Origin of the sequence: Polynucleobacter sp. AP-Feld-500C-C5 (assembly GCF_018882265.1) — a bacterium.
Classification (GTDB): Bacteria; Pseudomonadota; Gammaproteobacteria; order Burkholderiales; family Burkholderiaceae; genus Polynucleobacter.
Genome location: NZ_JACVOW010000024.1, coordinates 94103 through 116605, shown reverse-complemented (window position 1 = coordinate 116605; position 22503 = coordinate 94103). Strand labels below are relative to the sequence as shown.

Below are 22503 nucleotides of genomic sequence, written 5' to 3'. Positions count from 1 at the left end.
TTAAGCTCCTAGAAACCGATTCACTTCATCGGCGATCATTTGACTAACGCGCTCATTGCTTTCATGTGTCACTCCTGCAACGTGCGGAGTCAGAATGAGATTCTCAATGCCCGCAAAGTGACTCAAATCTTTGGCTGGCTCACTCTCAAACACATCAATAGCTGCACCGCCTAAACGTCCAGAGCCCAAGCGCTCTGCCAGCGCCCTCTCATCGACGATGCCACCACGAGCTGTATTAATCAGACAAGCACCAGGCTTCATTTGATCAAGCGTGGCAGCATTAAATAGATTCTTTGTTTCTGGAAGAAATGGGAGGTGCAAAGTCAGCGCATCGCTTTTTCCAAGTAAATCACTTAACGAAAGTAATGGCACCGAAAATCCATCAAGCTCCACAGAGTTTCCCGACAGCATTGGGTCATAAGCCAGACACTGCAAACCAAAAGCATGCGCTTTTTTTGCTACTACTCTACCGATACTGCCAAAACCAGCAATGCCAATGTTCTTGCCTAAAAACTCATGGTAAGCAGAGAAACGTGGGCGAGGCCATTCACCCTTTAAGCTGGAAATCGTTGCAGGAATAAATCCCCTAGTCAAAGCAACTGCAGCACCAACGACATACTCAGCAACAGACTCAGCATTTGCACCTGTAGCAGGAATGACTTTGATATTGCGTTTAGCGCAAGCAGGCAATTCAATATTTTCAAGCCCAACCCCAAGTCGACCTACCACCTTTAATTTGGGGGCCCCGGCCAAGATCTCTTCATTAACTTGGGTCAGGTTCCGAACAATAAGACCCTCAATATTTTGCAAAGCAGCAATCAAAGCTGGGCGGTTCTTATATAACTCTGGCTCATAGGCTACTTCATGCTGAGAACGCAGGGTTTCTAGGGCTTGACTTGTGATGAACTCGGAGATCAAAATAGATGACATATCTAGATCATATAGATGATTTAGATATCCTGCAATACCCTAATGATTGGACTAAACAATCGCTGAGGGCGACACTAGTAATACATAAGCTTATAACTAATAAATAGGGGTAGTACGAATTTTTAGATACAAATGCAGATAAGATATTTGGATCAAATGACCATCGGAGAAAGTAAGCATGATTAAGCAACATATCAGCAAGCTAGGAAAGAAAATTGTGTTGATTGCGGGAGCTTTGCTATTTATTGCATCGCCAATTACAAATGCCCAAAACTGGCCAACTAAGCCAATCAAACTCATCATTCCATTTGCCGCGGGCGGTACTACTGATATTTTGGGACGCCTTTTAGCGCAACAACTATCTAAAGATTTAGGACAAAACGTTGTTGTTGAAAACAAGCCTGGTGCTGGCGGCAATATCGCTGCTGAGTTTGTAGCGCAATCCCCTGCCGATGGTTACACCATCATGCTCGCCTCTGGAAGTATGCTCACCGTCAATCCCAATCTCTATAAAAAATTACCCGTCAATTACGCCAAGGACTTTGTATACATTACCAATGTAGCAACTGGACCGATGCTTCTATCTGTAAGCAATAAGATTCCTGTAAAAAATATCGCCGAGTTTATTGCTTATGCAAAAACAAAAGATTTAAACTTTGGCTCAGCTGGCATTGGAAGTCAGGTGCATATGGCAGCTGAGAACTTCACTTATTCGGCAAATATTCCGGCAACTCATGTTCCCTATAAAGGTGAATCTGCAGCAATCAATGATTTAGTAGCAGGTCAAATTGACTTTATGGTGGGCAACCTCACCGCAGCGACAGGTTTTGCTAAAGCCGGTCAAATAAAACCGTTAGCAGTGACCAGCTTAAAACGCTCCAAACAATTGCCTGATGTTCCTACTGTTGCTGAGTCAGGCATTCCTGGTTTTGAATCGACTGGCTGGTTTGGACTCGTTGCTCCAGCAAATACACCCAAGGTCATCACCGATAAAATTTATGCAGCAACGGTTAAGGCTGTGAACTCTGAGGCATTACGAGCCAGCTTAGATTTAAATGGACTCACTGCGGTAGTCAATAACCAGAAAGAATTTGAATCTCAGGTCAAAGCAGAATCAGTTGTTTGGGAAAAAGTGATTAAAGGTAGAAATATTAGCGCTCAGTAAAGCGCTGTATCAACCTAAAAGCGAAGATAAAGTCTTCGCTTTTTTTATTATTAGAGTTGACGAATGAGCAGCATCGTTCCAGCAAAAAACAGAATCGATCCATAGGCTACTCTCATTGCTGCATTACTTAACTTTGCATGAACATGGGTTCCTAGCCAAATCCCAAAAAAGGTTGCTGGCATAAGGCAGACTGCTAATCCAATGACCGGCCAACTCAGAATCAATCCAGTAACCAACATCAAAGTCAAGCGCAAAAGGGTCAACATCAATATTGCAAATGCCATCGTGGCACGTAATGCCCTGGGGTCATTGATTCTCAAGCCTAGATAGGAGACATAGATTGGCCCTCCAGTGGCAAACAAGGCAGTGAAGGTGCCGCCAAAAAAACCAAATGGTGCAGCCCACCACTTATTAATAGGCTCGCGCATTTCTGAATTTCTTTGCCACAGTACACGAGCACCATTGAGAGCAGCAAAACAACCCAAAATAATTAGTAGTGGCTCACTTGGCGCTTTGATCAGCAACACAATTCCCAAAATCATTCCGAGTAGAGTGAATGGAAAGAGCCATTTAAGCTCTTTGAGATTAGCATCTTGAGAAGACTTTCTACCGACGTATAAAGACCCGCAAATATCAATAATGACCATCATGGGGACTACTGATTTCAACGGATACATCTGGACTAGTAATGGCACTGAAATGATTGATGAGCCAAATCCTGAAATACCAAATATAAAGTAGGCACCAAAAATAATTAAGGTTGCCAATCCAAAATGGATAGGATCTACTAAATCAAAAATGATTAAGCCTCAACCAAGATGGTTTTCCCAGGCTGAATCATCGTAAATTGCACTGGACGATTTTCAATCTTCAACTCTTGGTTCTTAAAGTAGGTGGCCGTGTAATACGAGTCTTCAAGCGATCCTGGCTCAGGAAAATCCTCACGATAGTGAGCGCCCCGTGAATTTTCTCGAGCAATCGCTGCTTCAGTTACTGACTGGCTTACTAGAATGAGATTTTGTAAATTCATCCAGTCTTGCCAAGTATTGCTATATTCCCGCTGAATATCGCCGACACCCATTTGCTTCAATTGTGAAGCCAACTCTTTTAAGGTTTGACTTGCACGCATTAAACTTTCACGATTTCTTGAGATACCTACGTCATCCCACATACACTCTGCTAGAGCATCTCGAATGAATTCAATATCGCCAGGTGTCTTTTTCAAGGGCGCTTCATGCTCGTTGATACTCGCCATCACTTCATCCATATTGCATTCACTTAATTGCTGAGAAGCAACCCATTGCGCCATTGATTCTCCTGCGATACCACCGAACACAGTTGAATTAGCTACCCCATTGCCGCCTAAACGATTCGCACCATGTACACCTCCCGTATCTTCACCTGCCGCAAAAAGTCCAGGAAGATCCGTGCTGCAATCTTTCTTAAAAACTAAACCACCCATCATGTAGTGCGCGGTTGGCACAACCTCAACTAAATCATTTGCAAGATCAAAACCGCTATCAGCACAACGCTCAACCATACCTTTAAATAGTTTGCGGACATTCTCTGGACCTAAATGGCTCATTTGAATATAAACCCCGCCATTTGGAGTTGCACGCCCAGCACGAATTTCTGAATTGATCGATCGAGAAACAATATCTCGCGTAGCTCTTTCATTGCGAGCATCATAGTTACCCATAAAGCGCTCGTTATTGCCATTGAGCAGATAACCACCAGCCCCTCGGAGACCCTCTTCTAGAACAGTTCCCGTCATCCGGGTTCCAAGGCCAGCCAATAATCCTGTTGGATGAAATTGCACCATCTCCATATCACGTAAAGTGAGACCCGCACGCAATGCCATCGCCAAACCATCACAACTCTTATCGCCAGATGGGGTATGGTATTTGTACATGGTTGGACCACCGCCAGTAGCTAGCAAGACAGCCTTGGCACGCACCAGTACAAATTGACCCGTCTGCATGTTGAGCATCAAGACACCTGCAAGGGATTTACCGTCCTTGCTGTGAATTAACTCAATTGCACGATGCTCTTCAAGACGATTAATTCCTCTTGCCCAGACCTGCTCAGCTAAGCGATTGATAATCTCAATACCAGTTAAGTCACCCTTATGAACGGTTCGGTCAAAGGTTTGGCCTGCGAATGCTTTTTGATGAACCGTACCATCAGGATTGCGATCAAAAAAGCAGCCCAGCTCATTTTCTAATTCATGGATGCGTTCAACTGCTTTACTCACTAATGTCCAAGCTAGATCTTGATCAGAGAGCCATTTACCACCCTCAATCGTATCCATGAAGTGGCGCTCAACCGAGTCCCCCTCAGCCAATGCCACGTTATAACCACCTTGCACCATCCGCGTACAACCAGATTTGCCCAACAATCCTTTTACTGCGATCGTGATATTTAAATTGGGATTAGCTTGATGAGCATGTAAGGCAGCAAAGAGGCCGGCACCGCCGGATCCTAAAATCAGAATATCGGTATCAATGGTTGGAATTGCGCTCATGAAGTGATTCCAAGACTTTTCAGTACCGCTGCTTTTTTACTGGCAACATCGCTCTTCACTTCTTGATAAATACTGCCACCATGACTATCCATTGCAACGAGTAATGGACCAAAATCTTTAATCTTGAAGCGCCATAAAGACTCTGGATTGAGATCATCCATATCCACATCTTCAATCTGCTCGATCCAGGTTGTTTCAAGTGCTGCAGTGCCACCAATAATGGCAAGATATACGCCACCTAGATCGCTAAAGGCCTGAGCAGATCCTTCGCGCATACCTCCTTTACCTACAATCATGCGCACACCATTCTGTGTCATCAAAGGTCGTGTGAAGCGCTCCATACGATCTGAAGTGGTTGTGCCAATACAAATAGGCTCATATCCTGCAGGGAACTCTGCACTCACTGGTACTTTACGAACATTCGGCGCTGTATGAATGACAGCATGCCCATTTAAATCAAAACGTGTCTTGCGATCATGATCAAACATATGAATTTGGGTTGCGTCGCGAATGCCAAACAATGTATTTTGCAAAGTCACAGTATCGTTAATGCGAAGCTTGCGGATATCTGCTTCGCTAACAGGCGTTGCAAGGTTGTAATGTGCCATCAGTCTTTTCCTAGAATCCGTAGGTCACGCCAGTAGGCGTAAAAGTGGCACGTGCTCTGCGAGCTGAGTGACATTGCATATTGACTGCAACGGGATTCAAAGTAATGTGGGTATGAGCCAATTCAACCTGAACCGCAAAAGCGGTGCCATCGCCACCGAGCCCCTGTGGGCCAATCCCAAGTTGATTCACAGCAGCACTGAGCTCTTTTTCTAACTTGGCACCCTCTTCGTCACTACAAACACTACCCAACTCACGAGTTGCTGCCCGCTTTGCCATAGCTACGCATTGATCAGATGTGCCACCAACACCAACACCCACAATCGTTGGTGGGCAAGTCTTACCGCCAGCAGAGACAACACTATCAATCACAAACGCTTTAACACCATTGATACCATCTGCAGGTATTGCCATCTTTAAAAAAGAATTATTCTCTGAACCGCTTCCCTTAGGTACCATTTCAATTTCAACTGACTCTGCTTGATCAAAAAAATCAATATGAATAGCTGGCATATCAATGCCACAAGAGGTGTGATTATTTTTTCTGGTAATAGGATGTACTACTGAAGATCGCAGAGGGTACTCTTTGGTGGCACGTTCACACCCCTTCCGAATGGCCGCCTTTAAAGCCATGCCATCAAATTGCACATTACTACCAATCTTGACGTTATAGATCGGCAGGCCTGTGTCCTGGCAAAGCAGATTGTCTTCGCGCTCTGCTACCGAGATATTGGTAATCATGGTCTTTAACACCACCTGAGCACGGGCATCCGTCTCCGCCTTATCCAATCGATCAATACCAGCCTTAATGTCATCGGGCAACACTTTGAGTGCTCGAATATAAAGCTCTTTGCAAGCCTCTTCTACTAAATTCATTTGTAATTGCATATCAACCTAATCAATTAGCAAAATATAAAAATAAGAGTCCGCAAGCGATAGCGAACAAGATGGATAGCTGAATCCAGCCCTTACGCAATCCATTCCACGGTCCAAACTCAATCATTAACAGGCGTACCCCACCAGCCAAATGAATAGCTAGCAAAATAACGAGGACCCACTCACCAAATTTAAATATCCAGATATCCGTCAGAGCAAGGGATTGCTCAAAGCCTTGAGCGCCCCGCAAAGATTGGGACAGCATCAGAAAGTGCAGCGGAATAAAGCATGCCAACAACAAGCCAGAGAAACGATGACAAGCATAGGCGAAATAAGATAGGTGACTTTTAGCACGGTAATCCAATCTTGGTCTAGAACTCATATCTGACCACCTGTAAAAACACCCACAACAGCAGTAGTACCAAGAATCAAAATCATTAGAGCCAAAATCCAAGATAAAGGCCGAGCTATTCCAGTCTTTGGAAAAGTCTCTTGCAAAATATTCGCTAAACCAATTGGCGCATGCACAAAACAGGCAAGGACAAATACTTCATAAAAAATGGCAAACAATAAATTGCCCTGAGTGCGGCCTAATATCTCTTGCGCACTCAAACCACCCCTGATGGCGTAAAAAATGATCAGTAAATGTATCGCAACACAAATACCAAGCACCATGGCGCTGATTCTCTGCGCATACCAAAGCTTGGCTTGCAATACACCGGCACTCATAGCTTGCCCCACTTACTACCGCGAACGGCAGCTCTAGCGACTAGCTTTTTGAGTCCAGCAATGCTTGCGGTTGGCTCTATCGCCTTAGGACAACGCTCCGTACAAGATCCTTGCGAGTGACATGCGTGGCAACCTGCATCCCCTGCGACAGCACGCATACGCTCTAGCTGCTGAACATCTCTTACGTCGTTTGTTAAGGTCCATGCACGGTTTAGTGCGGCAGGCCCGAGGTAGTTAGGTCTAGACTCAACCACCTCACAGGATGCATAGCAAACACCACAACCAATACACTCAATCCCGGCATTGGCTAACTGGCGCTCTTCAGAATTTGGCTCAATTTTTGCAAAGTCATCATGGCGAGTTTGATTGCCCTTAAAAAAACCAACCGCACCCTTCCACTTGTTAAAAAACTCGCGCATGTCTGTGGCGAGATCTTTAATAACCGGTAAGTTATTTAAAGGAGCAATTTCTAGTGAATCGCCCTGAAGAATCTGAGATACGTGGGTACGGCAAGTCCAGCGAGCCACACCATTCACAGTCATAGCACACGAACCACACATGCCAACTCGGCAAGCAAAGCGATAGCTCAAGGTAGGATCCAGTTTTCTCTGGATATAGGTAACCACGTCCAAAACAGTTTGATTGGGGTTACGAGGCACCAAGTACTCAACAAACTCCCCTTCGTGGGAGCCGCGCCATACCTTTACTTTGAGATCAGTATTTGACATGCTCCCATTATATTGATGAATAGTAAAAAATAAATCGAATTAATTTTTCTTTGAGATAAAGAAATTATTTATAATAAAACCATGTCCAGTATTAAAACCCTGAAAAACTTCTTAGCAATCACTCGCCATAAGAGTGTTGCAGCCGCCGCCCGAGAAATCGGCTTGACCGCAGCTGCAGCAGGCCAACAGCTACAGCAACTGGAAAAAGAAATTGGCCTCGAGCTCTTCGATCGCACCAAACGTTCTCTTAGCTTAAATGCGCATGGAAGATCGCTAATCGAGCCGATTCAAGAAATTGTGGCTCGCTATGAGGCTCTTGGCTCGAACCTCAAATCCGATCTCAGCGGCACTATTGTTTTGGGGGCGCTGGTATCCACTCTCATGGGTGCATTTGGAAAAACTTTAAATGAATTAAAGCAAAGTTTTCCCAGCCTTGAGGTGAAATTAATTGCTGGTCTATCGAGCGACTTTCTAGATCAAGTGTTAGATGGCACTCTTGATGCCGCAATTGTGACTGAGTCGCCATACGCATTACCGCAGAACGTGCAGTGGACTGAGTTATATAAAGAGCCCATGATCTTGATCAGCCCAGCATCTTCATCAAAACAAAAATCAAACGCCTCGCATGCAGATTCCAAGCTACCCTTCATTCGCTTTGAGCGTAATACTTGGACGGGACACCTAGTTGATCAAACGATTAAGGCTAATAAACTTTCTATACAAGAAGGCATGGAGCTCAACTCTGTGGAGGCTATCATTGAGTTAGTACGCCAAGGTCTTGGCTATTCGATCGTTCCAAAGCTGGCGAATATCTCCTGGGAAAAAGATGCGCAACTCAAAATACGTGAACTGCAAGGAAAAACCATATTTAGAAAAGTTGGTTTACTAGAACGCAAAAAACACAGCCGACAAAATGTTACTCAACTCATCAAGCAACAATTTTTATCAGGCGCCACCAAAAGGCTTAAGCCTTAAAAGAAAAGCCACCCCGAAGGATGGCTTAAAAGAAATCTATGGAGGTATTACAAAAATGAACTACAAGATCATATTAGTCTTCTCACTTTTGGCCTTTTAACCTTGATGCATGCTTATGAGCTTACTGCACCAATTTAGTGCCGTTAATGGTTCTCTTTGGCGTGGTTGATTGAATATTTAGGTATTTCAATCACCAAGTCTTCTCTGGCAACAATGGCTTGGCAAGATAAACGGGACTGGGAGTTAAGACCCCAAGCGCGATCTAGCATATCTTCCTCATTCTCATCTGGAGGGTTGAGGCTATTCAATCCCTCTTTCACAATCACGTGGCAAGTCGTGCAAGCACAGACCATGTCACAGGCATGCTCAATCGGAATGTCATTTTCAAGCAGGGCCTCACAAATCGAGGTGCCTGGAGCGACTTCAACTACTGCACCTTCTGGGCAATATTCACTATGGGGAAGAACAACAATTTGGGTCATGGCGTTTACTTGGTTTCTATTTATGTATGTATTTTTAGATCTCGGCAACATTCTTGCCAGATAAGGCTTTCTGAATACTCGCGTTCATACGTATCTGGGCAAATTCATCAGTCGCTTTGGCCGCATGATCCACTGCTTTGCGCACAATGGCACTATCAGTCTCTTCATTCAAAATCTTTTGTAGCGCCGCCATCTCTTGATCAATCGCCTTTTGCTCTACTGCATTAAGAAGATCTCGATCACTGGCTAGCGCAGTTTGTACGGCATCTAATAAACGCTGCGCATTCACCTGTTCTTCACGCAAAGATCTAGAAAGCAAATCTTCTTGGGCTGAGGCAAATCCATCTTGCAGCATGCGGGTAATTTCTGCATCGGTTAGGCCATAAGAAGGTTTAATATCTATCGACGCTTGAACGCCAGAGCCTTGCTCAGTGGCGCTTACAGACAATAGGCCATCAGCATCCACCTGAAATGTCACCCGAATGCGGGCTGCACCTGCAGCCATGGGTGGGATACCGCGTAACTCAAAACGACCAAGAGAGCGGCAGTCTTGTACTAATTCACGTTCGCCCTGTACGACTTGGATAGCTAAGGCAGTTTGACCATCTTTGAAGGTCGTAAAATCCTGTGCTCTTGCTACTGGAATGGGTGTATTGCGAGGAATAATTTTCTCCACCAGGCCACCCATCGTTTCAATACCGAGAGAGAGCGGTATGACGTCTAATAAAAGCCACTCATCATCTTTACTCTGATTGCCTGCTAATAAATCTGCTTGCATCGCTGCACCCAGCGCTACGACTTGGTCAGGATTTAAATTGTTTAATGGCTTTGTGCCAAACAACTCACCAACCGCGCGCTGCACATTGGGCATGCGGGTTGAACCGCCTACCATCACTACACCTTTAACATCCTCAGCCTTTAAGCCGGCATCACGCAGCGCTTTTTTACATGATGTCAAAGTCTTAGCCACCAAGTTTTGAGTAATCTCAAAGAACTGTGCTTGACTAACACCCACATTGACGACCGTTCCGTCTGAGAGAGTCTCATGCACACGCGCTAGAGGGTTGTGGCTCAGCGACTCTTTGGCATGCCTACAGGCTTGAAGCAAGGTACGGTGATCATGAATCGATAAAGGGGGTAATTTAGATTGCTCAATCACCCAGCAATACAAACGATGATCAAAGTCATCACCACCCAATGCAGAGTCACCACCGGTAGAGAGTACTTCAAATACACCCCTACTCATGCGCAAAATAGAAATATCAAAAGTACCGCCACCCAAGTCATAGACTGCATAGGTGCCTTCAGAGGCATTGTCTAATCCATAAGCAATCGCAGCGGCAGTTGGTTCATTGAGTAAACGCAACACTTCAATGCCCGCTAACTTCGCTGCATCTTTCGTAGCTTGACGCTGGGCATCATCAAAATAGGCGGGTACGGTGATCACAGCTCCCACAATGTCATCGTTTACGGAGTCTTCGGCCAATTGACGTAAACGCGCGAGGATTTCTGCAGAGACTTCAATGGGACTTTTATCACCAGCAACGGTTCTGAGCTTGAGCATGCCAGGCTGATCTACAAAATCATAGGGAGTGCTTTCAATATGCTCTACATCATGTAAGCCACGACCCATGAAACGCTTAACCGAAACAATCGTGTTCTTTGGATCGATCACCACACTCTCAAGCGCCTCAAATCCTGCTTGGGTAAGACCATTTGGCAGATAACGAACTACCGAAGGAAGCAACTCGCGCCCTTGTTCATCCAGAAGTACTTTAGGCAAGGCATCTTTCACAATAGCGACCAAAGAATTCGTGGTGCCTAAATCAATGCCGACAGCAATGCGGCGCTGATGAGGCGCAAGCGATTTACCAGGTTCAGAGATTTGTAATAAGGCCATAAGAAATAGAGAGTCGTTTACGTATGGTCTAGATCAAAGCTGCAATAGTGTCATCAAGCTCAAGCGCAAACTTATCAATGAATAACAAGCCACGTAAAAGTTCTGCGGCACGCTGATAATTTTTTGCACCATCGATGGCTTGAGTGATTTCAGCAAGAATATCTGCCTTGGATTGCTCTACTTCAGCCATCAAGGCTTCAAGAGCGGGCAAATCTTCTGCTTGTTCATCTAGAAGCTCGCGCCATTCCATTTGCTTCATCAAGAAAGCGGCTGGCATCGCAGTATTGGTTTCTAGTTTGGCATCAACACCATGAAGCTGGCACAAATACAAACCACGTTGAATAGGGTGTTTTAGTGTCTGAAGGGCGGTATTAGCAAATGTAGCCATTTGCATTGCCAATCGCTGCTCGGTCTCACTCCCGCGAGCATGGCGATCAGGATGAACTTCCTTCTGGATTGCTAAATAAGCCTGATCAAGAGCAGGCAAATCGATCTTGAACTGCTGATGTAAACCAAAGAAGTGGAAGTAATCGTCAGACGCGGAAGGATTCGCCACAACCACACTCATCTTTTACGTTTGGATTTTGAAACTTAAATCCCTCGTTCAAACCCTCACGTACGAAATCCAATTCAGTACCATCCAAATAAGCCAAGCTCTTTGGATCAACAAATACTTTCACGCCATTGGATTCAAACACCTGATCTTCAGTGGCAGGCTCATCGACATATTCCAGCTGATAAGCTAAGCCAGAGCAACCCGTAGTGCGGACGCCCAAACGTAGGCCGCAACCTTTGCCGCGCTTCTCAAGATTGCGGTTAACGTGCTTTGCAGCTTTTTCAGTCAGGGTGATTGCCATATCTTTTTCTAATTCCGTTTATTTAGCTGGATGCTTTTCTTTGTAGTCAGCAACTGCAGCCTTAATGGCATCTTCAGCCAAGATAGAGCAATGAATTTTCACTGGTGGTAATGCTAGCTCTTCAGCAATTAATGAGTTCTTAATCTCTAAAGCTTGATCCAAGGTCTTGCCCTTAACCCACTCGGTTACCAATGAAGATGAAGCAATCGCAGAGCCGCAGCCATAAGTCTTGAACTTGGCATCTTCGATCACGCCTTGATCGTTCACGCGAATCTGCAGCTTCATCACGTCGCCGCAAGCAGGCGCGCCAACCATACCAGTACCCACGCTATCGTCGCCCTTCTCAAAGGAGCCAACGTTACGGGGGTTTTCATAATGGTCGATGACCTTTTCACTATATGCCATGGTATTTCCTCTTTAATTTCTTTATCTAGATATTTCTTTTAGTGTGCAGCCCATTGAATCGTGCTCAAGTCGATTCCGTCTTTATACATTTCCCATAATGGGGAGAGCTCACGCAACTTCGCAATCTTTTCTTTTACTAACTTAATGGTGAAATCTACTTCTTCTTGAGTTGTAAAACGGCCTAAGGTAAAACGAATCGAGCTATGCGCCAACTCATCGTTACGACCCAATGCACGCAATACATACGAGGGCTCTAAGGATGCAGAAGTACACGCAGAGCCAGATGAGATAGCCAAATCTTTAAGCGCCATCAACATCGACTCACCTTCAACATAGTTAAAACTAATGTTGAGGTTATGAGGAACACGATCGTCCATATCACCGTTGACATAGACTTCTTCAATATCTTTCAAGCCAGCCAATAAGCGGTCACGCAACCCACGAATACGCTTATTTTCTTCGGCCATCTCAATACGAGCAATGCGGAACGCCTCACCCATACCGACGATTTGATGAACGGCTAATGTGCCAGAACGCATACCGCGCTCATGACCACCGCCATGAATCTGAGCTTCAATACGAATACGGGGCTTGCGACGCACAAACAAAGCGCCGATACCCTTAGGTCCATAAGTCTTATGAGCAGAAAAACTCATCAAATCAACTTTGGTCTTCTCTAAGTCAATTGCTACTTTGCCAGTCGCTTGCGCAGCATCCACATGGAAAATTACACCACGTGAACGGCACAAATCGCCAAGGCGAGGAATATCTTGAACTACACCGATTTCATTATTGACATACATTACTGATGTCAAAATCGTACCCGGCTTCATGGCAGTTTCTAACTGCGCAAAATCAATCAAGCCGTTGGGCAAAACATCTAAGTAGGTCACTTCAAAACCTTCGCGCTCGAGTTCGCGACAGGTGTCTAAAGTTGCCTTGTGCTCGGTCTTCACAGTGATGATGTGATTACCGCGCTCTTTATAAAAATGGGCAGCCCCCTTGAGAGCTAAGTTAATACTTTCAGTAGCGCCGCTAGTAAAAACGATCTCTCTTGGATCAGCATGCACTAATTGAGCTACTTCTGAACGCGCCCACTCCACTGCTTCTTCTGCAGCCCAGCCATAGGCATGACTGCGGGAAGCCGCATTACCGAATTGCTCACGCAAATACGGCAACATCTTGTCAACCACACGAGGATCAATCGGTGTTGTAGCCGAATAGTCCATGTACACCGGAAAGTGCTTAGGACTAAACATCGGAACCGGTTGCAAAGGAAGGTCTTGTGGTGCGTTCATATGGTATTTCTAGGTATGTAGGACTACTGATTAAATTCGCTTAATTCGCTTAGCTTTGCCGCGCTAAATTAAAAACAGAATTCACTAATGGCGCTTTGGGAACAACTTCTTTTTTCGCTGCAAGTGCTGGAGCTGGTTTTTCAGCCTTGACACTTTCAACTTTCATTTTCTTTTGGCGCATGTCTTGAATCACAATGCCGCGCCCTTCTTGCTGCTGCACTAAATCTTTTAAGCTCACTGAGCTTAAGTACTCCACCATTTTGGAATTGAGATTGCTCCATAGATCATGAGTCATACAACGACCATGGCCCTCTTCTTCGGTATGACAGTTGCCTTTACCACCACATTGAGTGGCATCCAATGGCTCATCAACTGCCACAATGATGTCAGCAACACTGACTTCATGGGATGGGCGCGCTAAGGTGTATCCACCTCCAGGGCCGCGTGTGCTTTCCACGATATTGAAACGGCGCAATTTGCCGAACAACTGCTCGAGGTAAGAAAGGGAAATCTTTTGTCTTTGGCTAATTCCGGCCAAAGTTACAGGACCATGCGTTTCACGCAGGGCTAAATCAATCATTGCGGTTACTGCAAAACGACCTTTAGTTGTAAGTCTCATATGTCACCTTGGTAATGGATTGTTATGGACAGCTCATGGGCAGGCGGGTAATACCCGACCATTCCACTCAACTTTACCATATGACCCAGCAAACTGCTCGGGAATTATCCCAAAAATCCCCATTGCAAGCCTGGAATTAGCTTATTGAGTCTCTAGACCTAGCCCCAAAAGCCATTTCTTTGACCTTGGTGAGTCGATCTCGAGTGCTGGCGGCCTTTTCAAACTCGAGATTCTTGGCTTCAGCGTTCATCTGCTTCTCTAAGCGCTTGATTTCATTAGCCAAATCTTTCTCGCTCATATCCTCATAGCGAGCCCGCTCTTGCTCCACCTGCATCTCCTGGCGTTTCTCTTTGACGTCATAGACCCCGTCAATGATGTCCTTAATGCGTTTCTGAACGCCTTTGGGCTCGATTCCATGAAGTTTATTAAAGGCAATTTGCTTGGTGCGACGTCTTTCTGTCTCGCCCATGGCCCGTTTCATTGAATCGGTGATCCGATCGGCATACAAAATAGCTTTGCCTCGCACATTGCGGGCGGCACGACCAATCGTCTGAATTAAGGAGCGCTCAGAACGCAAGAAACCTTCTTTATCAGCATCCAGAATTGCTACTAAGGAAACCTCTGGAATGTCCAAACCTTCGCGCAATAAATTAATGCCCACTAAAACATCGAATACACCTAAACGTAGATCCCGCAAAATTTCGACGCGTTCAACAGTGTCAATATCAGAATGAACATAGCGCACCTTCACACCATTATCTGAAAGATAGTCAGTGAGCTGCTCTGCCATACGTTTGGTAAGCACGGTGACTAAAACACGTTCACCCACTTTCACACGCTCATGAATCTGACTGAGCAAATCATCGACTTGAGTGCTAGCTGGTAAGACCTCAATATCAGGATCAACTAAACCTGTTGGTCTTGCCACTTGTTCAACTACTTGACCTTGATGTTCTTTTTCATAATCAGCCGGCGTTGCAGAAACAAAAATGGTTTGACGCATTTTGGTTTCAAACTCGGTGAATTTGAGTGGCCGGTTATCCATTGCAGAAGGCAAACGGAAGCCAAACTCTACCAAAGTATGTTTACGAGATTTATCCCCGTTATACATAGCATTCAACTGACCAATCAAGACATGACTCTCATCTAAAAACATCAGTGCGTCATTGGGCAGATAGTCCACCAGCGTAGGCGGGGCCTCGCCAGGAGCCGCTCCTGAGAGGTGGCGAGAGTAGTTCTCAATACCCTTGCAGAAGCCCAATTCATTGAGCATCTCTAAGTCAAAACGAGTGCGCTGTTCTAGACGCTGCGCCTCTACCAACTTACCATCTTTTACAAACTCATCGAGACGAGTTCGCAACTCTGTCTTAATAGTTTCAATCGCTTTGAGAACGGTTTCGCGAGGTGTCACATAATGCGAACTTGGGTAGACGGTAAAGCGAGGAATCTTTTGGCGTATTTTTCCAGTCAGTGGATCAAAGAATTGCAAACTCTCGACTACGTCATCAAACAACTCTACGCGGACCGCTAATTCATTATGTTCGGCTGGGAAAATATCAATCGTGTCACCGCGCACACGAAACACGCCGCGTTTGAAATCAGTTTCATTACGGTCATACTGCATGGCAATCAGTCGCATCAAAATATCACGCTGACTCATCTTGTCACCAGGGCGTAGTGTCATCACCATGCTGTGATAGTCACCAGGGTTACCGATACCGTAAATGGCAGATACCGTTGCGACGATGATGACATCGCGTCTCTCCAGCAAACTCTTGGTTGCTGACAAACGCATCTGTTCGATGTGTTCGTTAATAGAGGAGTCTTTCTCAATAAAGAGGTCGCGCTGAGGCACATAAGCCTCAGGCTGGTAGTAGTCGTAGTAACTGACGAAGTACTCCACCGCATTTTTAGGAAAAAACTCCCTAAATTCACTGTAAAGCTGGGCAGCCAGCGTCTTATTGGGGGCAAAAATGATGGCTGGACGCCCTGTTCTAGCGATGACATTGGCCATCGTAAAAGTCTTTCCTGACCCCGTTACCCCCAAAAGCGTCTGGAAGGTTAAACCATCCTCTATCCCCTCCACTAAGCCATCAATCGCTGCTGGCTGGTCGCCAGCGGGCGCAAAAGGCTGATAAAGCTGGTAAGGGGAGTCTGGGAAGGTGACAAACTTCGCAGGATCAAGGTCGTGACCTACCTCACCCAAGGGATCAGCCATGGGGGTTTTGGGTGCTTCTTTTACTTCGGGTTTTGATCCAATTTTGGACGACTTAGGGGGCATCTCGGCTATCATTTCATCTGTGAGATATCTTCACAGCGAATTTTGTACAAACAATGATTTTGCCGTTTTTATTTAGAAATAGTTGGTTCTGACTTCAAAAACAGACAATTAATAGCAAAACTATCCTTAAACTACTATACCCGACCCCAAATGACCCTGTTTGCCTCAGTTCAATTAGCCCCTAAAGATCCTATTTTTGGCCTCACAGAAGCCTACGTTGCGGATCAACGTCCCGACAAAGTGAACCTCGGTGTTGGCGTGTACTACACAGATGAAGGCAAAGTGCCTCTCTTAAAAGCAGTGATCAAGGCGGAAGAGGCGATTGTGGCAAAACATTCACCACGAAGCTATATTCCAATCGAGGGTCCAAACCCCTATAACAGCGCAGTACAAAATTTATTGTTTGGCGCAGACTCTGCTCTGATTAAAGACGGTCGCGTAGTCACTGCTGAATGTTTAGGAGGTACTGGTGCATTACGTGTTGGCGCTGACTTTATTAAGCGTCTCAATTTAAACGCACCTTGCGCAATCAGCAATCCAACCTGGGAAAACCATCGCGGTATTTTTGAATCCGCTGGCTTTGAAGTGCTGGAGTACACCTACTTTGATGGCACAACCCGTGGTGTTGATTTTGACGGCATGGTCAAATCCATAGAATCATTCCCAAAACACACGACTGTGCTCTTGCATGCATGCTGTCATAACCCAACTGGTGCAGATATTACTGAGGCGCAATGGCGTCAAGTGATCGAGATTTGTAAGCACAAAGGTTTGATTCCATTCTTGGATATGGCTTACCAAGGCTTTGCATCTGGGATTGAACAAGACGGCATTGCGGTTCGCCTTTTCGCTGAATCTGGCATGTCCTTCTTTGTGTCCAGTTCTTTCTCTAAATCATTCTCACTTTACGGTGAGCGTGTCGGCGCCCTGTCGATCGTGACCCAAAACAAAGATGAATCTACTCGTGTGCTTTCACAATTAAAGCGCGTGATTCGTACTAACTATTCCAATCCACCAACACACGGTGCTGCAATCGCAGCAGCGGTTCTGAACTCTCCTGAGTTACGCAAGCTCTGGGAAGATGAATTAGCAGAAATGCGTGATCGCATTAAAGCCATGCGTCATGGTTTGGTTGAAAAATTGGCTGCTGCTGGTGTGAAGCAAGATTTTGCTTTTATTGAAAAGCAGCGTGGTATGTTTTCTTACTCAGGCTTAACTGCTGAGCAAGTTGATCGCTTACAGAAAGAAGATGGCATTTATGCCCTCTCTACTGGACGCATTTGTGTGGCGGCACTCAATACAAAAAATATTGATAAAGTAGCCAAAGCAATCGCCCGCGTATTAGCTCAAAAAGCATAATAAGCGGCTATATAGAATTACAGGGGGTACCATGCTTTATCAGTTACACGAGTTCCAAAAAGCCTTACTTCAACCCATGAGTTCATGGGCACGCGCTGCTTCTGAGGCTTTGATTAATGCCTCCAATCCAGCTTCAAAGGTTCCAGGATCAGAGCGTTTAGCTGCCAGCTACGAACTTCTCTATCGCCTCGGCAAAGACTACAAGAAACCAGAATTTGATATTCGTTCAGTCATAGCGCATGGTCATGAAGTAGCCGTTCATGAAATCACCAAGATTTCTAAGCCATTCTGTAATTTGATTCGCTTTAAGCGCTTCTCTGATGATGTCGATACCATCATCAAACTAAAAGAAGATCCTTCAGTACTGGTAGTGGCTCCAATGTCTGGACATCACGCCACACTATTGCGTGACACTGTACGAACCCTCTTGCAAGACCACAAGGTTTACATTACCGACTGGATTGATGCTCGCAATGTCCCAGTGAGTGAAGGTGAATTTAGTCTCGATGACTATGTTCATTACATTCAAGAATTTATTCGCTCTATTGGCGCCGAAGATTTACATGTGATCTCAGTATGTCAACCCACCGTGCCAACCTTAGGTGCTATTTCATTGATGGCATCTGCTGGTGAAGTAACTCCTGCTTCGATGATCATGATGGGTGGCCCTATTGATGCTCGTAAATCACCTACTGCCGTAAATAACTTAGCAGAACAAAAATCTTTTGACTGGTTTGAAAGTCATGTGATTTACAAAGTACCGCCAACCTATCCGGGTGCTGGTCGCCGCGTTTACCCAGGCTTCTTACAGCACACTGGCTTTATGGCCATGAACCCACAAAATCACCTCCAATCGCACTGGGACTACTTCCAGAATCTGGTGAAGGGTGATGAGCAGGATGCTGCATCCCATATTCGCTTTTATGACGAATACAACGCGGTATTGGATTTAGATGCGAAGTTCTACTTAGACACAATCAAAACTGTATTCCAAGACTACGCATTGCCAAACGGTACTTGGAAGGTTGCGGGAGAACTGGTTAAGCCGCAGGATATTCAGAAAACGGCGCTGCTCACAGTTGAGGGTGAGTTAGATGATATTTCTGGAAGTGGGCAGACTCGTTCTGCGCATGGTTTGTGTGCTGGCATCCCGAAAGAACATAAAGATCACTATGAAGTCGCTGGTGCTGGTCACTACGGTATTTTTGCCGGTCGTCGTTGGCGCAATAAGGTTTATCCAAAAATCAAAAACTTTATTCGTGAGCACCAAGTGGTGAATAAAAAAACTAAGGCAAGACCCCCTGCACTAGAGGGTTCTGACTAAGTCAACATCAGTGGGGGTCTACGCCCTCACTTTTTAAACTTTCTAGGCAATGAAAACAAAACCGGCGAACGAGCTCACGGATCGCCTAGAGGATCTCCTTCCTCAAACCCAATGTACAAAATGTGGCTATCCAGATTGCAGAGGGTATGCAGAAGCTTTAGCTAGCGGAGAAGCGCTACCCAATCGCTGCCCACCAGGCGGTGTTGAAGGCATTAAAAGACTCAGCCAAGTTCTGACACCCATTTACCCTCAAGATGCTTTTGATCTTAATGACACAATTGATCCAGAGTGCGGTAAAGAACGTCCTAGACCGGTTGCATTGATTGATCCGCAAAAATGTATTGGTTGCACACTCTGTATTCAGGCCTGTCCAGTTGATGCCATTGTGGGCGCATCTAAGCAAATGCACGTGGTGCTCACTGAGTGGTGTACTGGTTGTGATCTCTGCATTCCACCGTGCCCCGTTGATTGCATCAGTATGGTTGATGTCACTGAGACAACAGGTTGGAATGCTTGGGCTCCTGAATTAGCTGAGCTCTCACGCAAGCGCTATCACGACCGCGAACATAGACTTGATCGTGAGCAAAAAGAGAATGATGAACGTTTAGCCAAAAAAGCGGCAGCTAAATTAGTAGCGGTCAATGCAGAACAGCCTACCACCGCACAAGAGGAAAAAGAGCAAGAGCGCAAACGCGCCATCATTGCGGCAGCGATTGCCAGGGCACAGCAACAGAAATGATGAATCTTGATAAGCGGCGCGCTTTCTTTGAACAGCTCAAAGCCAACAACCCCAAACCTACTACCGAATTAGAGTACAGCTCTCCTTTTGAACTGTTGATTGCAGTGCTCTTATCAGCTCAAGCAACCGACGTATCGGTAAACAAGGGAACCAAGCAGTTGTTTAAAGTTGCCAATACGCCCCAAGCCCTTTTAGATCTTGGTGAAGAAGGTGTTCGTCCTTACATCCAACACATTGGCCTTTTCAATGCTAAAGGCAGACATATTCAAGAGACTTGCCAATTATTGATTGAAAAGCATGGTGGTAAAGTCCCACAAAATCGGGAAGATCTTGAAGCACTTCCAGGGGTTGGCAGAAAAACAGCGAATGTCATTCTGAATACTGCTTTTGGTCAACCAACCATTGCGGTTGATACCCATATCTTTCGCGTATCTAATCGCACCGGTCTTGCGCCTGGTAAAGATGTCGTCAAAGTCGAAGAGCAATTACTCAAAAGAGTGCCTAAGGAGTATCTACTAGACGCACATCATTGGCTTATTCTGCATGGCAGATACACTTGTAAAGCACGCAATCCTGAGTGTGCTCAATGTATCGTCGAGCCACTCTGTGGCTTTAAACAAAAAACTGGCAAAGGAAAAGTTCGTGGCGATATTTAATCCAACTCGTGAAGAAGTGCGCCGCTTTTTCTGTGATACCTGGAAAAAGAAAACTGAGAACCACATCCTGGATCCGATGGAGACACTTGCTAGCGACTGGATAGAGCAACATCCTGAATACCACGCATTATTAACTGATCCTGAAGCTGCCTTAGAGCAAGATTACACACCAGAGCGGGGTGAAACCAATCCCTTCTTGCATCTATCTATGCATTTATCTATTAGCGAACAGATCTCCATTAATCAACCACCTGGCATTAAAGCGATCGCTGAAAAACTCAGTAAGAAATTAGGCTCTGAACACGAAGCTCAACACTTGATGATGGAATGCTTGGGTCAAGTTATGTGGGAAGCACAGCGAGAAGGTAAAGCACTGAACCCCGAGAACTATCTCGAGGCCCTGAATAGACTAATTTAGGTATTGACCTTTTTAGACAGGTTCAAAGAGGTGGGTTTTTTGCCCATCTTGTGTTTCCTGAAATACCACCTTCACCTTTTGCCCAACGCGAATCGAATCAAAATCGCAATGAGTCAAATGAGTCAGTATGGAGATGCCCTCATTTAAGCGCACATAGGCCATCGCAAACGGCACTTCGACACCACGTCTCATTACGGTATAGGAGTAGATTTCACCCAGGCCGGCAGATTTCACCCAAGTCGTATCATTACTGCCGCAATGCGGACAAATCGTGCGTGGATAGTAATGCACTTCTTTGCAAGCATTGCAATGCTTTAAGACCAATTGGTTGTTCTGCGCAGCTTCTAGGAAAGCCTTATTTTCAGGATTAGCAATTGGGCTTGGCAAACGATATTCTGTATTAGCCGAATTTTTTTCATTTACTTGACTCATGACAGTCTCCCTAAAATTAATACTGCTGCACCATGGCGAGTACCCAGTGCGCCACCAATACCTGAGGCAAGTGCAAACTCTAAATTGGGGACTTGTACTGCTGGATGCGCTTCACCACGCAACTGTCTGACTGCTTCAATGACTTTAGTCATACCGCCGCGATTAGCTGGATGGTTATTACATAAGCCGCCTCCATCAGTATTAAAAGCTAACTGTCCTTTGCCTGAAATTAATTGACCACCTTCAACAAACTTGCCACCCTCACCCTTCTTACAGAACCCCAGATCTTCCAACTGAATCAGGACGGTAATGGTGAAGCTGTCATAAATAGATGCATACCGAATTTTCTCAGGTGTTAACTTGGCCTCCTTAAATGCTAAGGGTGCAGCCCAAGCTAACCCAGAATAAGTAAGGTCGACCTTGCCACCCATCTGACCTTTCGTCGTTTCACCGGCGCCCATCATGGTCACTACCGGTTTTTTCAAGGTCTTCGCAATATCGGGATGAACTACGACCAAAGCACCGCCGCTATCTGTTACTACACAGCAGTCAGCACGATGTAAAGGATCAGCAATCATTGGGGAGTTCAAGACATCCTCAACAGTCAGAACATCTTTCAATGCTGCATGAGGATTATGTTGTGCGTGATGTGAAGCTGCTACCTTGATCCATGCAAGCTGCTCACTGGTAGTGCCAAACTCATACATATGGCGCATAGCACACATGGCATAAGTATTTAATGGCGCTGGTGAATAGGGTTTTTCAAAAGCAAAATCAGGAGCGCTAGCCCATTGACTACGAACTTGTGTACCGCTAGAGCCTTCAGACTTCGGCCGTCCGGCCAAGGTAATTAAAGCTACCTTGCACTGGCCTGTTGCAATCGCACGAGCGGCATGGTTCACATGGGTTAAATAGGAAGATCCGCCAGTATCCGTTGAATCTAAATACGTGAGTTTTTTCAAACCCAAATAATCTGCCATGGATACAGGACCCATACCAGGCGCGTCACCTGCACAAAAATAACCATCAACATCATCTAGTGTTAGGCCGGCATCTTGCAAAGCCCCACGCGCTACTTCCGCATGCAGCTGAGCAACCGTATGATCGGGCGCTACCCTGAGGGGATGCTCATATATTCCAGCAATACAGGCATTCGATGTAAATGACATGAATCTTCCTTTAGTAAATTCTTAAATCGAT

General features: G+C 45.5%; 25 protein-coding genes. 7 read left to right on the top strand and 18 right to left on the bottom strand.

What is annotated here, in order from left to right; all coding sequences use genetic code 11:
• Entirely contained in the window at window positions 1–930 is a 930-nt protein-coding gene (locus tag ICN21_RS09470) for a hydroxyacid dehydrogenase (protein WP_216178230.1), read from the bottom strand.
• Window positions 931–1108: 178 nt separating this feature from the next.
• Here ICN21_RS09470 and ICN21_RS09465 point away from each other — a divergent pair, with 178 nt between their 5' ends.
• A complete protein-coding gene (locus ICN21_RS09465) occupies window positions 1109–2095 on the top strand; it encodes a tripartite tricarboxylate transporter substrate binding protein (RefSeq protein WP_216178229.1) in 987 nt (328 codons plus the stop codon).
• 50 nt (window positions 2096–2145) lie between these two features.
• On the opposite strand, the gene ICN21_RS09460 is transcribed toward ICN21_RS09465, so the two are convergent.
• Genes ICN21_RS09460 through ICN21_RS09430 form a run of 7 tightly spaced genes read right to left on the bottom strand, consistent with a single transcriptional unit; the run spans window position 2146 to window position 7558 of the window.
• Complete coding sequence (locus tag ICN21_RS09460; protein ID WP_216178228.1) at window positions 2146–2862, bottom strand: sulfite exporter TauE/SafE family protein; 717 nt, start codon at window positions 2860–2862, stop codon at window positions 2146–2148.
• A gap of 35 nt (window positions 2863–2897) precedes the next feature.
• Window positions 2898–4619 carry an L-aspartate oxidase gene (locus ICN21_RS09455; RefSeq protein ID WP_216178227.1) on the bottom strand — a complete coding sequence of 574 codons (1722 nt, stop codon included), beginning with the start codon at window positions 4617–4619 and terminating at the stop codon, window positions 2898–2900.
• Entirely contained in the window at window positions 4616–5227 is a 612-nt protein-coding gene (locus tag ICN21_RS09450) for a fumarate hydratase C-terminal domain-containing protein (RefSeq protein ID WP_215296485.1), read from the bottom strand. Before ICN21_RS09450 ends, ICN21_RS09455 begins: the two co-directional genes overlap by 4 nt.
• Window positions 5228–5237: 10 nt before the next feature.
• The gene (locus ICN21_RS09445) at window positions 5238–6101 is read right to left on the bottom strand and encodes a fumarate hydratase (RefSeq protein ID WP_370624084.1); all 864 of its coding nucleotides are present in this window, start codon (window positions 6099–6101) and stop codon (window positions 5238–5240) included.
• 22 nt (window positions 6102–6123) lie between these two features.
• On the bottom strand, window positions 6124–6483 hold the full coding sequence (sdhC, locus tag ICN21_RS09440; protein WP_216178226.1) for a succinate dehydrogenase, cytochrome b556 subunit: 360 nt from the start codon (window positions 6481–6483) through the stop codon (window positions 6124–6126).
• A complete protein-coding gene (locus ICN21_RS09435) occupies window positions 6480–6830 on the bottom strand; it encodes a succinate dehydrogenase (RefSeq protein WP_216178225.1) in 351 nt (116 codons plus the stop codon). Before ICN21_RS09435 ends, sdhC begins: the two co-directional genes overlap by 4 nt.
• Window positions 6827–7558: a succinate dehydrogenase/fumarate reductase iron-sulfur subunit gene (locus tag ICN21_RS09430; RefSeq protein ID WP_216178224.1), complete on the bottom strand. Its 732-nt coding sequence runs from the start codon at window positions 7556–7558 to the stop codon at window positions 6827–6829. The genes ICN21_RS09435 and ICN21_RS09430 overlap by 4 nt, the downstream gene beginning before the upstream one ends.
• An 81-nt stretch (window positions 7559–7639) precedes the next feature.
• Between ICN21_RS09430 and ICN21_RS09425 the strand changes: the two genes are divergently transcribed.
• Window positions 7640–8533 carry a LysR family transcriptional regulator gene (locus ICN21_RS09425; protein WP_216178223.1) on the top strand — a complete coding sequence of 298 codons (894 nt, stop codon included), beginning with the start codon at window positions 7640–7642 and terminating at the stop codon, window positions 8531–8533.
• A gap of 143 nt (window positions 8534–8676) precedes the next feature.
• Here the strand turns inward: ICN21_RS09425 and fdx are convergent, their stop codons facing one another.
• The 8 genes from fdx to uvrB all read right to left on the bottom strand — a co-directional run bounded on the left by fdx (window position 8677) and on the right by uvrB (window position 16312).
• Complete coding sequence (gene fdx / locus ICN21_RS09420; RefSeq protein WP_216178222.1) at window positions 8677–9015, bottom strand: ISC system 2Fe-2S type ferredoxin; 339 nt, start codon at window positions 9013–9015, stop codon at window positions 8677–8679.
• Window positions 9016–9049: 34 nt separating this feature from the next.
• Window positions 9050–10915, bottom strand: a complete 1866-nt coding sequence (gene hscA, locus ICN21_RS09415; protein WP_216178221.1) for a Fe-S protein assembly chaperone HscA — start codon at window positions 10913–10915, stop codon at window positions 9050–9052.
• Window positions 10916–10943: 28 nt separating this feature from the next.
• Window positions 10944–11471 (bottom strand): Fe-S protein assembly co-chaperone HscB, encoded by a 528-nt coding sequence (gene hscB, locus ICN21_RS09410; protein WP_251372103.1) that lies wholly within the window; start codon window positions 11469–11471, stop codon window positions 10944–10946.
• Window positions 11449–11772, bottom strand: a complete 324-nt coding sequence (gene iscA / locus ICN21_RS09405) for an iron-sulfur cluster assembly protein IscA (RefSeq protein WP_215296476.1) — start codon at window positions 11770–11772, stop codon at window positions 11449–11451. Before iscA ends, hscB begins: the two co-directional genes overlap by 23 nt.
• An 18-nt stretch (window positions 11773–11790) precedes the next feature.
• Window positions 11791–12177 (bottom strand): Fe-S cluster assembly scaffold IscU, encoded by a 387-nt coding sequence (gene iscU, locus ICN21_RS09400; RefSeq protein WP_068322308.1) that lies wholly within the window; start codon window positions 12175–12177, stop codon window positions 11791–11793.
• Between the two features lie 38 nt (window positions 12178–12215).
• On the bottom strand, window positions 12216–13475 hold the full coding sequence (locus ICN21_RS09395; RefSeq protein ID WP_370624083.1) for an IscS subfamily cysteine desulfurase: 1260 nt from the start codon (window positions 13473–13475) through the stop codon (window positions 12216–12218).
• Window positions 13476–13524: 49 nt separating this feature from the next.
• On the bottom strand, window positions 13525–14094 hold the full coding sequence (locus ICN21_RS09390) for a Fe-S cluster assembly transcription factor (protein ID WP_216178220.1): 570 nt from the start codon (window positions 14092–14094) through the stop codon (window positions 13525–13527).
• Between the two features lie 136 nt (window positions 14095–14230).
• The gene (gene uvrB, locus ICN21_RS09385; protein WP_216178219.1) at window positions 14231–16312 is read right to left on the bottom strand and encodes an excinuclease ABC subunit UvrB; all 2082 of its coding nucleotides are present in this window, start codon (window positions 16310–16312) and stop codon (window positions 14231–14233) included.
• 213 nt (window positions 16313–16525) lie between these two features.
• On the opposite strand from uvrB, the gene ICN21_RS09380 reads away from it, so the two are divergent.
• Genes ICN21_RS09380 through ICN21_RS09360 form a run of 5 tightly spaced genes read left to right on the top strand, consistent with a single transcriptional unit; the run spans window position 16526 to window position 20871 of the window.
• Window positions 16526–17734 (top strand): amino acid aminotransferase, encoded by a 1209-nt coding sequence (locus ICN21_RS09380; RefSeq protein WP_216178218.1) that lies wholly within the window; start codon window positions 16526–16528, stop codon window positions 17732–17734.
• A gap of 31 nt (window positions 17735–17765) precedes the next feature.
• Window positions 17766–19058, top strand: coding sequence for a polyhydroxyalkanoate depolymerase (locus ICN21_RS09375; protein WP_215296472.1), 1293 nt, complete (start codon window positions 17766–17768; stop codon window positions 19056–19058).
• A gap of 49 nt (window positions 19059–19107) precedes the next feature.
• Entirely contained in the window at window positions 19108–19797 is a 690-nt protein-coding gene (rsxB, locus tag ICN21_RS09370; RefSeq protein ID WP_216178217.1) for an electron transport complex subunit RsxB, read from the top strand.
• The gene (gene nth / locus ICN21_RS09365; RefSeq protein WP_216178282.1) at window positions 19797–20453 is read left to right on the top strand and encodes an endonuclease III; all 657 of its coding nucleotides are present in this window, start codon (window positions 19797–19799) and stop codon (window positions 20451–20453) included. The genes rsxB and nth overlap by 1 nt, the downstream gene beginning before the upstream one ends.
• Window positions 20446–20871 carry a DUF1841 family protein gene (locus ICN21_RS09360; RefSeq protein ID WP_216178283.1) on the top strand — a complete coding sequence of 142 codons (426 nt, stop codon included), beginning with the start codon at window positions 20446–20448 and terminating at the stop codon, window positions 20869–20871. The genes nth and ICN21_RS09360 overlap by 8 nt, the downstream gene beginning before the upstream one ends.
• Before the next feature lie 12 nt (window positions 20872–20883).
• On the opposite strand, the gene ICN21_RS09355 is transcribed toward ICN21_RS09360, so the two are convergent.
• The gene (locus ICN21_RS09355) at window positions 20884–21303 is read right to left on the bottom strand and encodes a Zn-ribbon domain-containing OB-fold protein (RefSeq protein ID WP_216178216.1); all 420 of its coding nucleotides are present in this window, start codon (window positions 21301–21303) and stop codon (window positions 20884–20886) included.
• Window positions 21300–22472, bottom strand: a complete 1173-nt coding sequence (locus ICN21_RS09350) for a thiolase domain-containing protein (RefSeq protein WP_216178215.1) — start codon at window positions 22470–22472, stop codon at window positions 21300–21302. Before ICN21_RS09350 ends, ICN21_RS09355 begins: the two co-directional genes overlap by 4 nt.
• Window positions 22473–22503: the final 31 nt, after the last annotated feature.

Bases quoted from the DNA above. Each gene is read 5' to 3' on its own strand.
- iscU (WP_068322308.1), bottom strand. From the start codon at position 12,177: ATGGCATATAGTGAAAAGGTCATCGACCATTATGAAAACCCCCGTAAC.
- ICN21_RS09355 (WP_216178216.1), bottom strand. From the start codon at position 21,303: ATGAGTCAAGTAAATGAAAAAAATTCGGCTAATACAGAATATCGTTTG.
- ICN21_RS09430 (WP_216178224.1), bottom strand. From the start codon at position 7,558: ATGTCAAATACTGATCTCAAAGTAAAGGTATGGCGCGGCTCCCACGAA.
- ICN21_RS09395 (WP_370624083.1), bottom strand. From the start codon at position 13,475: ATGAACGCACCACAAGACCTTCCTTTGCAACCGGTTCCGATGTTTAGT.
- ICN21_RS09445 (WP_370624084.1), bottom strand. From the start codon at position 6,101: ATGAATTTAGTAGAAGAGGCTTGCAAAGAGCTTTATATTCGAGCACTC.
- rsxB (WP_216178217.1), top strand. From the start codon at position 19,108: ATGAAAACAAAACCGGCGAACGAGCTCACGGATCGCCTAGAGGATCTC.
- ICN21_RS09390 (WP_216178220.1), bottom strand. From the start codon at position 14,094: ATGAGACTTACAACTAAAGGTCGTTTTGCAGTAACCGCAATGATTGAT.
- ICN21_RS09435 (WP_216178225.1), bottom strand. From the start codon at position 6,830: ATGAGTGCCGGTGTATTGCAAGCCAAGCTTTGGTATGCGCAGAGAATC.
- fdx (WP_216178222.1), bottom strand. From the start codon at position 9,015: ATGACCCAAATTGTTGTTCTTCCCCATAGTGAATATTGCCCAGAAGGT.
- ICN21_RS09465 (WP_216178229.1), top strand. From the start codon at position 1,109: ATGATTAAGCAACATATCAGCAAGCTAGGAAAGAAAATTGTGTTGATT.
- iscA (WP_215296476.1), bottom strand. From the start codon at position 11,772: ATGGCAATCACCCTGACTGAAAAAGCTGCAAAGCACGTTAACCGCAAT.
- ICN21_RS09380 (WP_216178218.1), top strand. From the start codon at position 16,526: ATGACCCTGTTTGCCTCAGTTCAATTAGCCCCTAAAGATCCTATTTTT.
- ICN21_RS09450 (WP_215296485.1), bottom strand. From the start codon at position 5,227: ATGGCACATTACAACCTTGCAACGCCTGTTAGCGAAGCAGATATCCGC.
- uvrB (WP_216178219.1), bottom strand. From the start codon at position 16,312: ATGGCTGATCCCTTGGGTGAGGTAGGTCACGACCTTGATCCTGCGAAG.
- nth (WP_216178282.1), top strand. From the start codon at position 19,797: ATGAATCTTGATAAGCGGCGCGCTTTCTTTGAACAGCTCAAAGCCAAC.
- ICN21_RS09425 (WP_216178223.1), top strand. From the start codon at position 7,640: ATGTCCAGTATTAAAACCCTGAAAAACTTCTTAGCAATCACTCGCCAT.
- ICN21_RS09470 (WP_216178230.1), bottom strand. From the start codon at position 930: ATGTCATCTATTTTGATCTCCGAGTTCATCACAAGTCAAGCCCTAGAA.
- ICN21_RS09455 (WP_216178227.1), bottom strand. From the start codon at position 4,619: ATGAGCGCAATTCCAACCATTGATACCGATATTCTGATTTTAGGATCC.
- sdhC (WP_216178226.1), bottom strand. From the start codon at position 6,483: ATGAGTTCTAGACCAAGATTGGATTACCGTGCTAAAAGTCACCTATCT.
- ICN21_RS09350 (WP_216178215.1), bottom strand. From the start codon at position 22,472: ATGTCATTTACATCGAATGCCTGTATTGCTGGAATATATGAGCATCCC.
- hscA (WP_216178221.1), bottom strand. From the start codon at position 10,915: ATGGCCTTATTACAAATCTCTGAACCTGGTAAATCGCTTGCGCCTCAT.
- ICN21_RS09375 (WP_215296472.1), top strand. From the start codon at position 17,766: ATGCTTTATCAGTTACACGAGTTCCAAAAAGCCTTACTTCAACCCATG.